The organism is Citrobacter braakii (genome assembly GCF_002075345.1).
Classification (GTDB): domain Bacteria; phylum Pseudomonadota; class Gammaproteobacteria; order Enterobacterales; family Enterobacteriaceae; genus Citrobacter; species Citrobacter braakii.
This window is the reverse complement of sequence record NZ_NAEW01000003.1, coordinates 528,612-542,440: the sequence shown is the minus strand read 5'-3', so window position 1 is coordinate 542,440 and position 13,829 is coordinate 528,612. Positions and strand designations below refer to the sequence as shown.

Here is a 13,829-nt window from a genome sequence, read left to right as displayed (position 1 = left end):
TCTTGTTAAACATTTGCAGTTGCCAGACCGCAATGTGTTTTAACAAATCAAAAGGGGTTTTAATAACTGGCCCAAAGCTGAAAGCTTTCCGGAACCCCCAGCCTAGCTGGGGGTTTTCTGTGCACAAAAAAACCGGGGCTATGCCCCGGTTTGTCATTTAGCTGGCAACCGCCATACCGACGGTCATATGCAGCCCGTAGAACACGCCACGACCAATCAACTCGCCGACTAACAGCAGAATAAACGCGACGGAAAGCAGCGGAACTGCAGGCTGGTAGCCTTTCACTTGCGGTACAATCCAGCAGCACAGCGCTAATGCCAGAGCGACAATCCGCCACGCCATCAGCGAGCCGTAATCCGGAACCAGCGCAGACGCCTGTTGAATGGAACTGTGGATCGTCGCCAGTTCAGCCCCCTGCATTACAGACATGATGGCGCTCACGACCAGAGCAAGCACTGAAATAGCCGGCAACAGGCGCATCGCCCAACCGTCCACGCCAGCAATTCTCAGCAACAGATATCCCAGCAGCGGACCGCCCATAAACATCGTCAGGAAGAAGCCCAGCGGCGTCCAGATGCTGTACCAGGTCGGTACGGTATCGATGGTGTTATACACGCGCACCATCATCCAGACAAAAACCACGCCCAGTACCATGGTAACAACTAACCACAGATTGCGTAATACGGGCGACATTTTTTTCAGCGTTGCCAGCAGCCAGCCGATGCCGCCAACGGCAAAGAAGATTGAGCCGCTGGCAATTTCATTACTCAACGCAGAAGACCCTACACGATTGAGTGAGTTAAAGGCGCGCATCGGTGAGCCCAGGTGGAGCATGGAAGCAATAAAGCCAATGCCCATTAATACCCACAGCCCGAACATGCAGGCAATCACGCGCTGCTGCGATTCAGGGCGTAAGTCCCCTTTCATCAACGCCAGCGCCAGAACGATAAAGCCACCAACTACACACTGTCCGAAGACAGTGAAGATCATCAGCGGCCATTCATGCCATCCACTTCCCATCTTACACCTCCTTCGGATTGGCCAGATAACCTGTAGTATCCCCGGTCGGGCGGCTATTGGCGTTAGGTTTGATGACAATACTTGGTTTGGTAAAGTGCGCGCCCGGCAGTGGCGCTACCGCAGCCAAAGTACCGTGTTTTTTGCGCAGCTCTTCAATCGGACCAAAATCCAGCGCACGCAGTGGGCAGGACTCCACGCAGATGGGTTTCTTACCTTCAGCGACGCGCTCATGGCAGCCATCACATTTAGTCATATGCCCTTTTTCAACATTGTACTGCGGCGCGCCGTAAGGACAGGCCATGTGGCAATACCGGCAGCCAATGCAAACATCTTCGTCGACAACGACAAAACCATCTTCACGTTTGTGCATCGCGCCGCTCGGACAAACCTTGGTACAGGCTGGATCTTCACAGTGGTTACACGCAATGGAGAGGTAATAAGCAAAGACGTTCTGATGCCAGACGCCGTTGTCCGCCTGCCAGTCGCCGCCTGCGTATTCATAAATGCGGCGGAAGCTGACTTCCGGGGTTAAATTTTTGAAATCTTTGCAGGCCAGTTCGCAGGTTTTGCAACCGGTGCAACGGCTGGAATCAATAAAAAATCCATACTGGGTTGTCATCGGTTACTCCTTACGCCTTTTCAACCTGAACAAGGTTCGTGTGTGACGGATTCCCCTTTGCGAGAGGAGACGGACGCTGGGTCGTCAGGACGTTAATGCAACCGCCCTGATCCACGCGTTTTGCATCCGGGTCATACCAGGCCCCTTCGCCCAATGCCACCACGCCGGGCATCATACGTGGCGTCACTTTCGCCTCGATATGCACTTCACCACGATCGTTAAAGATACGTACCTTGTCGCCGTTGTTAATACCGCGTCGCTGCGCATCCATCGGGTTGATCCACATTTCCTGGCGGCAGGATGCTTTCAGGACATCGACGTTGCCATAAGTCGAGTGAACGCGAGACTTATAGTGGAAGCCGGTCAGCTGCAAAGGGAATTTCTCCACCAGCGGATCGTTTAAGCTTTCAAAGCCTGGGGTATAAATCGGTAGCGGATCAATTACATCACCTTCCGGCAGTTCCCAGGTTGCCGCGATCTCGGCAAGCTGCTGCGAATAAATTTCGATCTTACCTGACGGCGTGGTTAGCGGATTGGCTTTAGGATCCTCACGGAATGCCTTGTACGCCACATGATGTCCTTGCGGATCGCGCTGTTTAAAGATCCCTTGCTGGCGGAATTCTTCAAATGTAGGCAGTTCAGGAATCGCTTTGCGCGACTGCTCATACAGATGGCGCATCCACTCTTCCTGAGTACGACCTTCTGTAAACTGCTGCTCAACGCCAAGGCGCTTCGCCAGCTCGCTGGTCATCTGGTAGATAGTCTTGCATTCGAAGCGTGGTTTGATCGCCTGATCGGTGAAAATCACATAGGACATGTTCCCGCATGAGGCATCCAGCGCAAAATCCATCTGTTCGGAGGCAGTGCAGTCCGGCAGCAAAATGTCTGCGTATTTCGCCGAGGAAGTCATATGACAGTCGATGACGACGATCATCTCGCACTTCTTCTCGTCCTGGAGGATTTCATGCGTGCGGTTAATATCAGAGTGTTGGTTAATCAGACAGTTACCGGCATAGTTCCAGATCATCTTAATAGGAACATCGAGCTTGTCTTTGCCGCGTACGCCGTCACGCAGGGCCGTCATCTCCGGGCCTCGCTCAATCGCGTCCGTCCACATGAACATCGAGATGCTGGTTTCAACAGGGTTTTCCAGCGTTGGCATACGCTCAAACGGCAAACTGTATGAGCCCTCACGCGCCCCGCTGTTGCCGCCGTTGATCCCAACGTTACCGGTCAGGATAGCGAGCATAGAAATGGCGCGGGTCGCTATTTCACCGTTAGCATGACGCTGCGGCCCCCACCCCTGGCTGATGTATGCCGGTTTAGCGCTACCTATTTCACGCGCCAGTTTGACGATACGTTCAGCGGGAATACCGGTAATCTGCGCCGCCCACTCCGGGGTCTTGGCAATGCCATCCTTACCCTGCCCAAGAATATACGCCTTATAGTGACCGTTCTTCGGTGCGTCGGCCGGTAAGGTTTTCTCGTCGTAACCCACGCAGTATTTGTCGAGGAACGGTTGGTCAACCATGTTTTCGGTGATCAGGACATACGCCAGACCATTGACCAGCGCCGCATCAGTACCAGGACGGATCGGGATCCATTCATCTTCACGCCCCGCACCGGTATCCGTATAACGGGGATCGATAATGATCATGCGGGCATTGGATTTCTGTCGCGCCTGTTCAAGGTAATAGGTTACCCCACCCCCGCTCATACGGGTTTCACCAGGGTTATTACCGAACAGAACCACCAGCTTGCTGTTTTCAATATCGGACGGGCTGTTACCGTCAGCCCAGCCGCCGTAGGTATAGTTCAACCCAGCAGCGATTTGCGCTGAAGAGTAGTCACCGTAGTGATTAAGATAGCCGCCGCAGCAGTTCATCAACCGTGCCACCAGCGTTTTACCCGGCGGCCACGAGCGCGTCATAGTGCCACCCAGCGTACCGGTACCGTAGTTCAGGTAGATAGACTCATTGCCGTAGTCTTTGATAAGACGCTGCATATTGCTGGCAATGATGTCGTAGGCTTCATCCCAACTGATGCGCTCAAATTTTCCTTCGCCACGCTTACCAACGCGTTTCATCGGGTATTTCAGACGATCGGGATTATAGACTCGGCGACGCATGGATCGACCACGCAGACAGGCGCGTACCTGGTGCAGACCGTCATAGTTGTCATCGCCGGTGTTGTCGGTTTCGACATACTTTATTTCACCGTCGACCACATGCATACGCAGCGGGCAGCGGCTGCCGCAGTTCACCGTACACGCGCTCCAGATCACTTTCTCATTAATCGGCGTCGGATTAAGGGCTTCTGCAGCATTTGCAATACGGGTAAATGGCAGGGTAAACGCGCTACTGGCCACCGCCAGTCCGCCTATCGCCGTCGTTTTCACCAAACCGCGGCGAGTAACCTCAGTTGCCAGCACGGCATCGGGAATCTTAGTTTTCATAGTGGCTCACTCTGCTGCTCACAATAAACAAAATACAAAATACAAATATTCGATGTATAGTTTTTTATATAACGTTAATATCGATATACGGGCTGGTAGAAACTGAATTTGCTAAAAGACAGAGAAAAATACTGACTTTCATTCGAAGTCAGTATTACCCCTATAGGAGTAGTCGTTATTGTCCGACGTCAAACGGGCATAAAAAAAGCGCCCTGAGGCGCTTTTTTAGCAGAGAAAGGTAGCTTAGCCGATGAATTCCAGGCCATTCATGTACGGACGTAATACTTCCGGAACCTGAATGCGGCCATCAGCCTGCTGATAGTTTTCCATTACCGCAACCAGCGTACGCCCAACCGCCAGACCGGAACCGTTCAGAGTATGCACTAAACGGGTCTTTTTGTCGGATTTGCTGCGGCAACGCGCCTGCATACGACGAGCCTGGAAATCCCACACGTTGGAGCAAGAGGAGATTTCGCGATAGGTATTCTGCGCCGGGATCCACACTTCCAGATCGTAAGTTTTGCATGCGCCGAAGCCCATGTCGCCAGTGCACAGGATGATTTTGCGATACGGCAGACCCAGCAGTTGCAGGACCTTCTCGGCATGACCGGTCATCTCTTCCAGCGCGTCCATCGAATCTTCCGGGCGAACAATCTGCACCATCTCAACTTTATCGAACTGGTGCATACGGATCAGACCACGCGTGTCACGACCGTAAGAACCTGCTTCAGAACGGAAGCACGGCGTATGCGCAGTCATTTTGATCGGCAGCGCATCTTCATCGATGATTTCGTCGCGCACCAGGTTGGTCAGCGGAACTTCTGCCGTTGGGATCAGCGCATAGTTGCTGCTATCAGCTTCTTCATCCAGCGGACGGGTATGGAACAGATCGCCAGCGAATTTCGGCAGTTGGCCTGTACCGTACAGCGTGTCGTGGTTAACCAGATACGGGACGTAGTTTTCGCTATAGCCATGCTGTTCAGTATGCAGATCCAGCATGAACTGAGACAGCGCACGGTGCATACGCGCAATCTGCCCTTTCATGACCACGAAACGAGAGCCGGTCAGCTTAACCGCAGCGGCGAAATCAAGACCCGTGTGCATTTCACCCAGGGTAACGTGATCGCGCACTTCGAAATCAAACTCACGCGGAGTACCCCAGCGGCTGACTTCGACGTTGTCATTTTCATCTTTACCCACCGGAACATCGTCCGCTGGCAGGTTAGGAATAGTCAGCGCAATGTCGCGGATCTCGGCCTGTAAGGTATCAAGTTCAGCTTTCGCGGCATCCAGCTCTTCGCCCAGTTTGTTCACTTCCAGACGTAAAGACTCGATATCTTCCCCGCGCGCTTTTGCCTGGCCGATGGATTTCGATCGCGAGTTACGCTCTGCCTGCAGGTTTTCAGTTTGTACCTGCAGAACTTTACGACGCTCTTCAAGAGCGCGCAGCTTATCTACATCCAGCTTAAAGCCCCGGCTTGCCAGTTTTTCTGCGACTGCGTCTGGCTCATTACGCAGCAGATTGGGATCGAGCATGCTTATCCTGTGCTTATCGAATTAAAATAGGAGAAAGTGACCACAGCCTGCGGTCACAGGGATACAGAGACAACATTACCGCAACGATAACACTAACGGTAGCGTTTTATAGGGCTATTTTGATCCTGTCCGGCGAGCCAGGCGAGCTTTTCGCCAATCTTGCCTTCAAGACCTCTGTTTGTGGGGCGATAATAGCGCGTTTGTGCCATTTCCTGCGGGAAGTACTCTTCTCCGGCGGCATAGGCATTAGGCTCATCATGGGCATAACGATACTCCTGACCGTAGCCCATCTCTTTCATCAGCTTAGTCGGCGCATTGCGCAGGTGAACCGGCACGTCGTAATCCGGACGTTCGCGGGCATCAGACAGCGCGGCTTTGAAGGCGGTGTAAACCGCATTACTCTTCGGCGCACAGGCCAGATAAACAATCGCCTGAGCAATCGCGCGTTCGCCTTCCGCGGGTCCCACGCGGGTAAAACAGTCCCATGCGGAAATCGCAACCTGCATGGCGCGGGGATCGGCATTGCCGACATCTTCTGAGGCAATCGCCAGACAGCGACGGGCAACGTACAGCGGATCGCCACCAGCGGTAATAATTCGCGCATACCAATAAAGCGCCGCATCTGGGGCGCTTCCACGTACCGACTTGTGTAATGCGGAGATGAGATCGTAAAAACGATCGCCTTTATTATCGAAACGCGCACTACGTTCACCGGCAATTTCGGTGAGCAATTCTGGTTTCAATACGCGCTTGCCGGAATCATCAACTTCGGCCATATCGGCCATCATTTCCAGCGTATTCAGCGCCCGCCGCGCGTCACCATTAACCAGTTCGGCAATAGCCCGACGCGTTTCTGGCGGCAGAACAATATCCTGGCCGCCATAACCACGCGCTTTGTCTGACATCGCCTGGTCCAGCACCTGTTCAATGTCGTCGGAAGTTAACGATTTCAGTAGATAAACGCGTGCACGCGACAACAGCGCCGAGTTGAGCTCAAACGAGGGGTTTTCAGTGGTGGCGCCAATAAACGTAATGGTACCGTCTTCAATATGCGGTAAAAACGCATCCTGTTGGCTTTTATTAAAACGGTGAACTTCGTCCACGAACAGGATCGTGCGTCGACCCGCGTTACGGTTCTGACGCGCACGCTCAATCGCTTCACGAATTTCTTTAACGCCAGACGTAACTGCCGAAATTCGTTCGACATCGGCGTTGGCGTAACGGGCAATAACTTCGGCAAGCGTCGTTTTCCCGGTCCCCGGCGGTCCCCATAAAATCATGGAGTGCAGATGCCCGGCCTCGATAGCGCGCGGCAAGGGTTTGCCAGCAGCCAGCAGGTGCTGCTGGCCGATATACTGCGCTAAATTTTCTGGCCGCATACGCGCGGCCAGCGGCTGAAAAGTATTATCAGAAAAGTCGAGCGACAGATTGCTCACTCACACGCCTCTACTTACGTTGATCGTCAACCGTTACACCTTGCGGCGGGGTAAAGGTGAATTTAGAGGGTTCAATCGCACCATTCTGCTGAGATTTCAGCTGATAGCTGCTGCGCTGATCGTCTTGTTCAACGGCGCTGAACTGGTGGATCGTCCCGTCACGCCCAACATTGATAGTAAACTGCTTAAGGTTACCGCTGCTGGTTTTTGGCGTCAGCACGAAATCATCGCCATTTTGCTTAATATTGTACTGCTGCCAGTCGCTGGCCTGGTTACGCGCAATCAGCATGAACGGCGTGTTGCCCGTGGCGTCTTTCAGCCATGTCGCAGTCGCCTGCTCAACAAACGGGTTAAAGAACCACAGCGTTTTACCATCGGAAACCAGGATGCTCTCGTCAGGCTGCGTCATATGCCAGTTAAACAGATTGGGACGTTTAACCCATAAGTCACCCTGACCTTCCTGCACCGCCGCACCGCTACCGTCCGTGACCTTCTGAGTAAAGCTGGCATGGAAGCTACTGACTTTATCCAGGCGGCTTTTCAGGTCGCTGGCAGCATCTGCCCAGACGCTGCTCACCACAAAGCTCGACAATAATGCACAGGTGATTGCGATTCTTTTCATTGTTATTCCTCAAAATACGTCACTCCCAACGGGGAGATCCCTCTGCTATCCATTTCAGGCCAAAAATCAGCATGAGGAAAGTAGAAAATACTGAATTACTTAACTTTGCAATCATTCGAAGGGCGGTGGAGCCAGCACTTCACGATTACCATTATGCCCTTGCTCGCTGACAATTCCCTGCGCTTCCATCTGTTCGATGATGCGCGCCGCTCGGTTGTAACCGATACGGAACTGACGCTGGACGCCGGAGATTGAGGCTTTGCGTTTCTGGGTAACAAAGTTTACCGCCTGATCGAACAGCGGATCCAACTCTTCGCCACCATCAAAGCCGCCACCGCCGCCTTCGCTTTCGCTGTCAGACGTAATGCCGTCAACGTATTGTGGACGACCGCGCGCTTTCCAGTCCTGAACCACAGCGTGAACTTCTTCATCACGTACAAAGGCGCCGTGTACACGCACTGGGATCGTTGAGTTTGGTGCGGAATACAGCATGTCACCCATACCCAACAGCGATTCCGCGCCGCCCTGGTCAAGGATGGTACGCGAGTCAATTTTACTGGACACAGTAAAGGCGATACGCGTTGGGATGTTCGCTTTAATCAGACCAGTGATAACGTCAACCGACGGTCGCTGGGTCGCCAGCACCAGGTGGATCCCCGCCGCACGCGCTTTTTGCGCCAGACGAGCAATCAGTTCTTCCACCTTTTTACCCACGGTCATCATCAGGTCGGCGAATTCATCCACCAGCACAACGATATACGGCAGTTTTTCCAGCACCGGATGCTGAACATCCATACTGTCGCCCGGCTTCCAGTACGGGTCCGGAATCGGACGCCCCATACGGGCGGCTTCAGCAATTTTTTCGTTATAACCAGCAAGGTTACGCACGCCAAGCGCCGACATCAGCTTGTAGCGACGTTCCATTTCATTGACGCTCCAGCGCAGGGCGTTGGCGGCATCTTTCATGTCGGTCACAACTTCAGTCAGCAAATGCGGAATGCCTTCATAAACCGACAGTTCCAGCATTTTCGGGTCAATCATGATAAAGCGAACGTCTTCCGGCTGCGCCTTGTACAACATGCTGAGGATCATGGCGTTCACCCCAACCGACTTACCGGAACCGGTTGTCCCTGCCACCAGCAGGTGCGGCATTTTCGCCAGATCGGCAACCACGGGTTCGCCCGCAATATCTTTACCCAGTACCACGGTCAGCGGAGATGAGTTATCACGGAATTTGGCGTTATCCAACACTTCGCGCAGATAAACGGTTTGACGTTTTTTGTTGGGTAACTCCAGCCCGACATACGGTTTGCCCGGAATTACCTCGACCACGCGTACCGCTGCGGTCGACAATGAACGCGCCAGATCTCGCGACAGGTTGGAAATACGCGCCGCTTTAACTCCAGGCGCAAGATTAAGCTCAAAGCGGGTAATAACCGGACCAGGTGAGTAGTTCACCACATCGGCTTTAATGCGGAAGTCCGCCAGACGAGCCTCCACCAGACGAGCCATTTGCTCCAGAGCGAAAGTATCTATCGGCTCAACCTCACTCGGCGGCGGCGTGAGCAGATCCAACGATGGCAGCGGCGTACTTGGACGATGCGCCGGACGACTGTCGCCATTACGCATCAGGAGCGGATGGATCAGGCTATCCTGCGGCGGCGCTGTAACAGGCTGCGCCGGCTGCTGATAATGCTGCTGTGGTGCGACTGGCTGCGCTGGCTGCTGGTAATGCTGCTGCGGTGCGACAGGCTGCTGGTACTGCGGTGCAGGCTCCGGCATTACGCCTGGAGTAAATAGCGGCTCATGTGGACCATCATCCACCAGCGTTTTCATTGGCGAGAATTCAAAGTCATCAAGCGAGAACGGATTCGCCCCGGCAGGCTGTTCACCGGAATAGCGCTGCTGCTGGGAAGAGGCAAACTGGCGAGCCAGTTCCGCTTCTGCGGCTGAATCATCATCAGTCTGACTGGCATCATCCTGATACTCGTCGCCATAGCGGTGCTGCTGCGATTGGGCGAACTGACGCGCCAGCTCATCTTGCTGCATTGCGTCAATTTCTTCGTCACTGTACGCATCTGTATCAAGATGCTCTTCGCGCGCCTTCTCTTCAGCCATACGTTGTGACGGCAGTTTTATGCCATACGACGCCAGCTCCCGACGAGTAGGTACGCGCACACGATTCGGACGCGGTAACTGCGGACCAATCCCCTCTTTCACCTGTGGACGCGGTGCACCGCTACCCGCAAGACTAAAGACAGGTGCTGCGGCAGCCGCACTCGCCCCTAAAGCGGCGTTTTTCATCCCGGCGGCCAGCGGCGCAACGGCAGCAACTGACTCAACGGGCGGTATGGATGCTGCCGTCGGCATAGACGGCTTAACACGTTCAGGCTCCTGAGCAGGCTCTGGAATCGGCTGATACCAGGCGGCCAGTTGCTCGCGCTCACGTGCACGTTTCTCTTCAACTTCTTCAAAATAGTAGAGTGGCGGACGAGTCGGTTTAACCTCTTCAACTACCGGCTCAGGTTCCACTACAGGCGGTTGTTCAACCGCAGGCTGCTGGAACGCGGCGTTTTGTTGAAAGGTTGATTCCGGCTGATAAACAGGCTGCTGCACGGGATCCGGCTGATATGCAGGTTCCGGCTGCCAGTTGTGCTCCGCGGTAAATCCCTGCGGCTGCGGACTCTCCTCCACAACCGGCTGCTGCCATGGTTCATACTGCTGCTGCACCGGTGGCTGCGCGTAGTGGGCTGGCTGAGGATAACCCTCAGGCGCTGGCGCAATCACCGCATCACCGGTTTGCGGACCAGGCACGGCTTGCCAGGCTACGGCTGGGGCCGGTTGTTCCATAACGGTATTGGTCACTGGTGATGTTTGCAGCAGCGGATCAACCGGTGCGCTCCAGGCCTGAGCTGCCGTTGTCGCTGCAGCTGCGGCGGCAACTGGCTCTGTCACCGAATGACCATTCAGCAGTGGGTCAAGTTCGTCATATTCAGGCAGCGTCGCACGATTACCGGAGAACAGCACATCGTTAGGATCGGCAACAACGCCACGAGCGCTGTATTCAATTTCGTCTTCATCATCCATGCGTTTGCCGGAAAATAGCGCGGCATCAGTATGACGGCCAAGCGGGTTGGTAAATTTCTCCGCCAGACGCTTACGGCGTGCTAACGCACCGCGCAGAATACGCGCCCGACGCGATTCATGAGGTTTGCCATCAGCGGTGTCGAAAGACTCATCTTCATCTTCATATTCTTCGTCATCGACCCAGGTATCGTCGCGACGGGTACGGTTGCTGGCAAACGTCAGGATATTGAGTAACCAGCCGCCCAGTTTTTCCGCAATGCTCACCCATGACCAGCCGGTAAATAGCGTTAATCCCGCAGCCCAAATGCACAATAGCGTCAGCGTACCGCCGCTACTGTGCAGTAATGGTTGCAACGTGGTGCTGAGCAGGCTGCCGATCACGCCGCCAGAGGCGAAATACCAGATGTCATCGGCATTGATTGCGGCAAGCCCGCAGGAGGTAAGGATCAGCGCCAAAACGCCAATAATACGCAGCGAAACGGCAAAATAATCGACGTATTCGTCGCTGGCCTGGTGTCGCCATGCAAACCAGCAGCCGCCGACAATGATGACGGGAATGGTGTAGGCCATGACGCCAAAAATAAAGAACAGTGTGTCTGCCAGCCATGCTCCGGGTATTCCCCCCAGATTATGGATAGGTTCGTGCCACGCGGTTTGCGACCAACTGGGATCCGAAGGGTTAAAGCTGAGTAAGGCAGCCATCAACCAGACGGCAAAAAGGGCAATAAGGATCAGTAGCGCTTCCAGGAGTCGGCGCCCGCTGCTTAACTTCGTCAATGTGACGTCTTTGTCTTCAGTGTATTCCTGGCTCAAAAACGGCTCTCCAGGTTTCAGGCTTTTCCTGCCCGATGCTAAAACGGACAACAGCACCGGGTTGCCCCGGCACTGTTGCTGTATGGATTAACAGGAGTGTAATCAAACTGCGTCGATTTTGCACCTGTTCCGTGTTAGCGCGTCTTAATTACCAGACGATTGCTCTGTTTGACTTCTTCCATTACGACATAAGTACGTGTGTCATTCACGCCAGGCAGACGCAGCAGGGTTTCCCCCAACAGCTTACGGTACGCCGACATATCCGGTACGCGTGTTTTCAACAAATAGTCGAAATCACCGGAAACCAAATGACACTCTTGAATTTCTTCAAGTTTTTGTACTGCAGAGTTAAATTGCTCAAACACATCCGGGGCGCCACGATTCAGAGTAATCTCAACAAAAACCAGAAGTGATGCATCCAGATAATGCGGGTTTAACAGCGCTGTATAGCCCTGAATAAAACCCTGTCTTTCCAACCGACGCACACGCTCAAGGCAGGGCGTTGGTGAAAGTCCCACACGTTTAGAAAGCTCGACGTTAGAAATACGCCCATCCTTTTGCAGCTCATTAAGAATGTTACGATCGATACGGTCGAGATCTTTGCCAGGGCGCTTCTTACTATCTACCATTATTATTGTCTCTCTGTATTCCTTCCCTACTCCTGCCTGACTCTACCAACATCACTGTTCAGAGTCGCTACCCATCAAAATAAACCGCAACCCAGAGGGATTTTCGGTTTGTAATGCCTGGGCTTATGGTGAGAAGACCGTTGCCTGTCGGCGGCTATCGACATCACGAATGGCATCTGTCCACACCATGCGTAGATTTCGCTAACACGGTAAACATGGTAACTACATGCATGATTATGCAGCACATACATGACACATTTTTTTTCTTCCTTGACTGTTTTCGCAAAACAGCAGGTGATTGTCAAAGCAAAACATCAATTTTTAGTACAACATGCCAGTTATTCATTCGCAGCGATGGAAAATCGTCATTTTATCACCTTATAACTGACCGATTTTTAGTAGAAATCGTTATAGTATTACGACTTATTCCCCCGCTCATCGGTTTCTGCTATTACACAAATTGTTAACAAAATCGCCATACTCTTTTTTTACGCCTGTAAATTCCCTACAATCCTGCTCATTGCCTGCCAACAACTATGGGGATCTCATGGGCGTAACCAAACACAGTAAACTTCTTATTCTGGGCTCAGGCCCTGCGGGATATACCGCTGCGGTCTACGCTGCACGCGCTAACCTGCAACCGGTACTGATTACCGGTATGGAAAAAGGTGGTCAACTGACCACAACTACAGAAGTGGAAAACTGGCCTGGCGATCCGCACGATCTCACTGGCCCGCTGCTGATGGAGCGTATGCACGAACATGCGACCAAATTTGATACAGAAATCATTTTTGATCACATCAGCAAAGTTGATCTGCAAAAACGCCCTTTCCGTCTGACCGGCGATAGCGGAGAGTACACCTGTGACGCACTGATCATCGCTACCGGCGCTTCAGCACGTTACCTGGGCCTGCCTTCAGAAGAAGCATTCAAAGGCCGCGGCGTTTCCGCCTGCGCAACCTGCGACGGTTTCTTCTACCGTAATCAAAAAGTTGCGGTGATTGGCGGTGGCAACACTGCGGTTGAAGAAGCACTGTATCTGGCGAATATCGCATCTGAAGTGCATTTGATTCACCGTCGCGACAGCTTCCGCGCTGAGAAAATCCTCATCAAGCGTTTAATGGATAAAGTTGAAAACGGCAACATCGTGCTGCACACCCACCGCACGCTGGAAGAAGTAACCGGTGATCAAATGGGCGTAACCGGGCTGCGCCTGCGCGATACGCAAAACACTGACAATGTGGAGTCACTTGACGTTGCCGGATTGTTTGTCGCTATCGGTCACAGCCCGAATACTGCCATTTTCGACGGTCAGCTTGAACTGGAAAACGGCTACATCAAAGTTCAGTCCGGTATTCACGGTAATGCCACACAAACCAGCATTCCGGGGGTCTTCGCAGCCGGTGACGTGATGGATCATATTTATCGCCAGGCGATCACCTCTGCGGGCACAGGCTGTATGGCCGCGCTTGATGCAGAACGTTATCTCGACGGTCTGGCGGACGCTTGCAAATAAGTTTTACAAATCAGTAACAAAAGTAAAAAAGGCGACTATAAGTCGCCTTTATTTTTGCCTCGTTGTAACATTGCCCTGCCCAAAAATTCCAATAA

Annotated in this window: 9 protein-coding genes; 1 reads left to right on the top strand and 8 read right to left on the bottom strand. The window is 53.1% G+C overall.

The features are described 5' to 3' along the window. Positions 1-157 precede the first annotated feature (157 nt). The 8 genes from BZK42_RS09785 to lrp form a co-directional block, all read right to left on the bottom strand. Positions 158-1,021 carry a dimethyl sulfoxide reductase anchor subunit family protein gene (locus BZK42_RS09785; RefSeq protein ID WP_016152432.1) on the bottom strand — a complete coding sequence of 288 codons (864 nt, stop codon included), beginning with the start codon at positions 1,019-1,021 and terminating at the stop codon, positions 158-160. Between the two features lies 1 nt (position 1,022). After that, positions 1,023-1,640 (bottom strand): DMSO/selenate family reductase complex B subunit, encoded by a 618-nt coding sequence (locus BZK42_RS09780; RefSeq protein WP_080859058.1) that lies wholly within the window; start codon positions 1,638-1,640, stop codon positions 1,023-1,025. Positions 1,641-1,650: 10 nt separating this feature from the next. Next, positions 1,651-4,095, bottom strand: coding sequence for a dimethylsulfoxide reductase subunit A (gene dmsA / locus BZK42_RS09775; RefSeq protein ID WP_080859057.1), 2,445 nt, complete (start codon positions 4,093-4,095; stop codon positions 1,651-1,653). Positions 4,096-4,338: 243 nt separating this feature from the next. After that, complete coding sequence (gene serS / locus BZK42_RS09770; RefSeq protein ID WP_003831902.1) at positions 4,339-5,631, bottom strand: serine--tRNA ligase; 1,293 nt, start codon at positions 5,629-5,631, stop codon at positions 4,339-4,341. A 92-nt stretch (positions 5,632-5,723) separates the two neighbouring features. Then, complete coding sequence (gene rarA, locus BZK42_RS09765; RefSeq protein ID WP_016152429.1) at positions 5,724-7,067, bottom strand: replication-associated recombination protein RarA; 1,344 nt, start codon at positions 7,065-7,067, stop codon at positions 5,724-5,726. 10 nt (positions 7,068-7,077) lie between these two features. Then, the gene (lolA, locus tag BZK42_RS09760; RefSeq protein WP_003831898.1) at positions 7,078-7,689 is read right to left on the bottom strand and encodes an outer membrane lipoprotein periplasmic chaperone LolA; all 612 of its coding nucleotides are present in this window, start codon (positions 7,687-7,689) and stop codon (positions 7,078-7,080) included. Positions 7,690-7,800: 111 nt separating this feature from the next. Next, positions 7,801-11,589 carry a DNA translocase FtsK gene (locus BZK42_RS09755; RefSeq protein WP_080859056.1) on the bottom strand — a complete coding sequence of 1,263 codons (3,789 nt, stop codon included), beginning with the start codon at positions 11,587-11,589 and terminating at the stop codon, positions 7,801-7,803. Between the two features lie 134 nt (positions 11,590-11,723). Next, a complete protein-coding gene (gene lrp, locus BZK42_RS09750) occupies positions 11,724-12,218 on the bottom strand; it encodes a leucine-responsive transcriptional regulator Lrp (protein ID WP_002439523.1) in 495 nt (164 codons plus the stop codon). Between the two features lie 547 nt (positions 12,219-12,765). On the opposite strand from lrp, the gene trxB reads away from it, so the two are divergent. After that, positions 12,766-13,734 carry a thioredoxin-disulfide reductase gene (trxB, locus tag BZK42_RS09740; protein WP_053388974.1) on the top strand — a complete coding sequence of 323 codons (969 nt, stop codon included), beginning with the start codon at positions 12,766-12,768 and terminating at the stop codon, positions 13,732-13,734. Positions 13,735-13,829: the final 95 nt, after the last annotated feature.

Bases quoted from the DNA above. Each gene is read 5' to 3' on its own strand.
- BZK42_RS09785 (WP_016152432.1), bottom strand. From the start codon at position 1,021: ATGGGAAGTGGATGGCATGAATGGCCGCTGATGATCTTCACTGTCTTC.
- BZK42_RS09780 (WP_080859058.1), bottom strand. From the start codon at position 1,640: ATGACAACCCAGTATGGATTTTTTATTGATTCCAGCCGTTGCACCGGT.
- dmsA (WP_080859057.1), bottom strand. From the start codon at position 4,095: ATGAAAACTAAGATTCCCGATGCCGTGCTGGCAACTGAGGTTACTCGC.
- serS (WP_003831902.1), bottom strand. From the start codon at position 5,631: ATGCTCGATCCCAATCTGCTGCGTAATGAGCCAGACGCAGTCGCAGAA.
- lolA (WP_003831898.1), bottom strand. From the start codon at position 7,689: ATGAAAAGAATCGCAATCACCTGTGCATTATTGTCGAGCTTTGTGGTG.
- lrp (WP_002439523.1), bottom strand. From the start codon at position 12,218: ATGGTAGATAGTAAGAAGCGCCCTGGCAAAGATCTCGACCGTATCGAT.
- trxB (WP_053388974.1), top strand. From the start codon at position 12,766: ATGGGCGTAACCAAACACAGTAAACTTCTTATTCTGGGCTCAGGCCCT.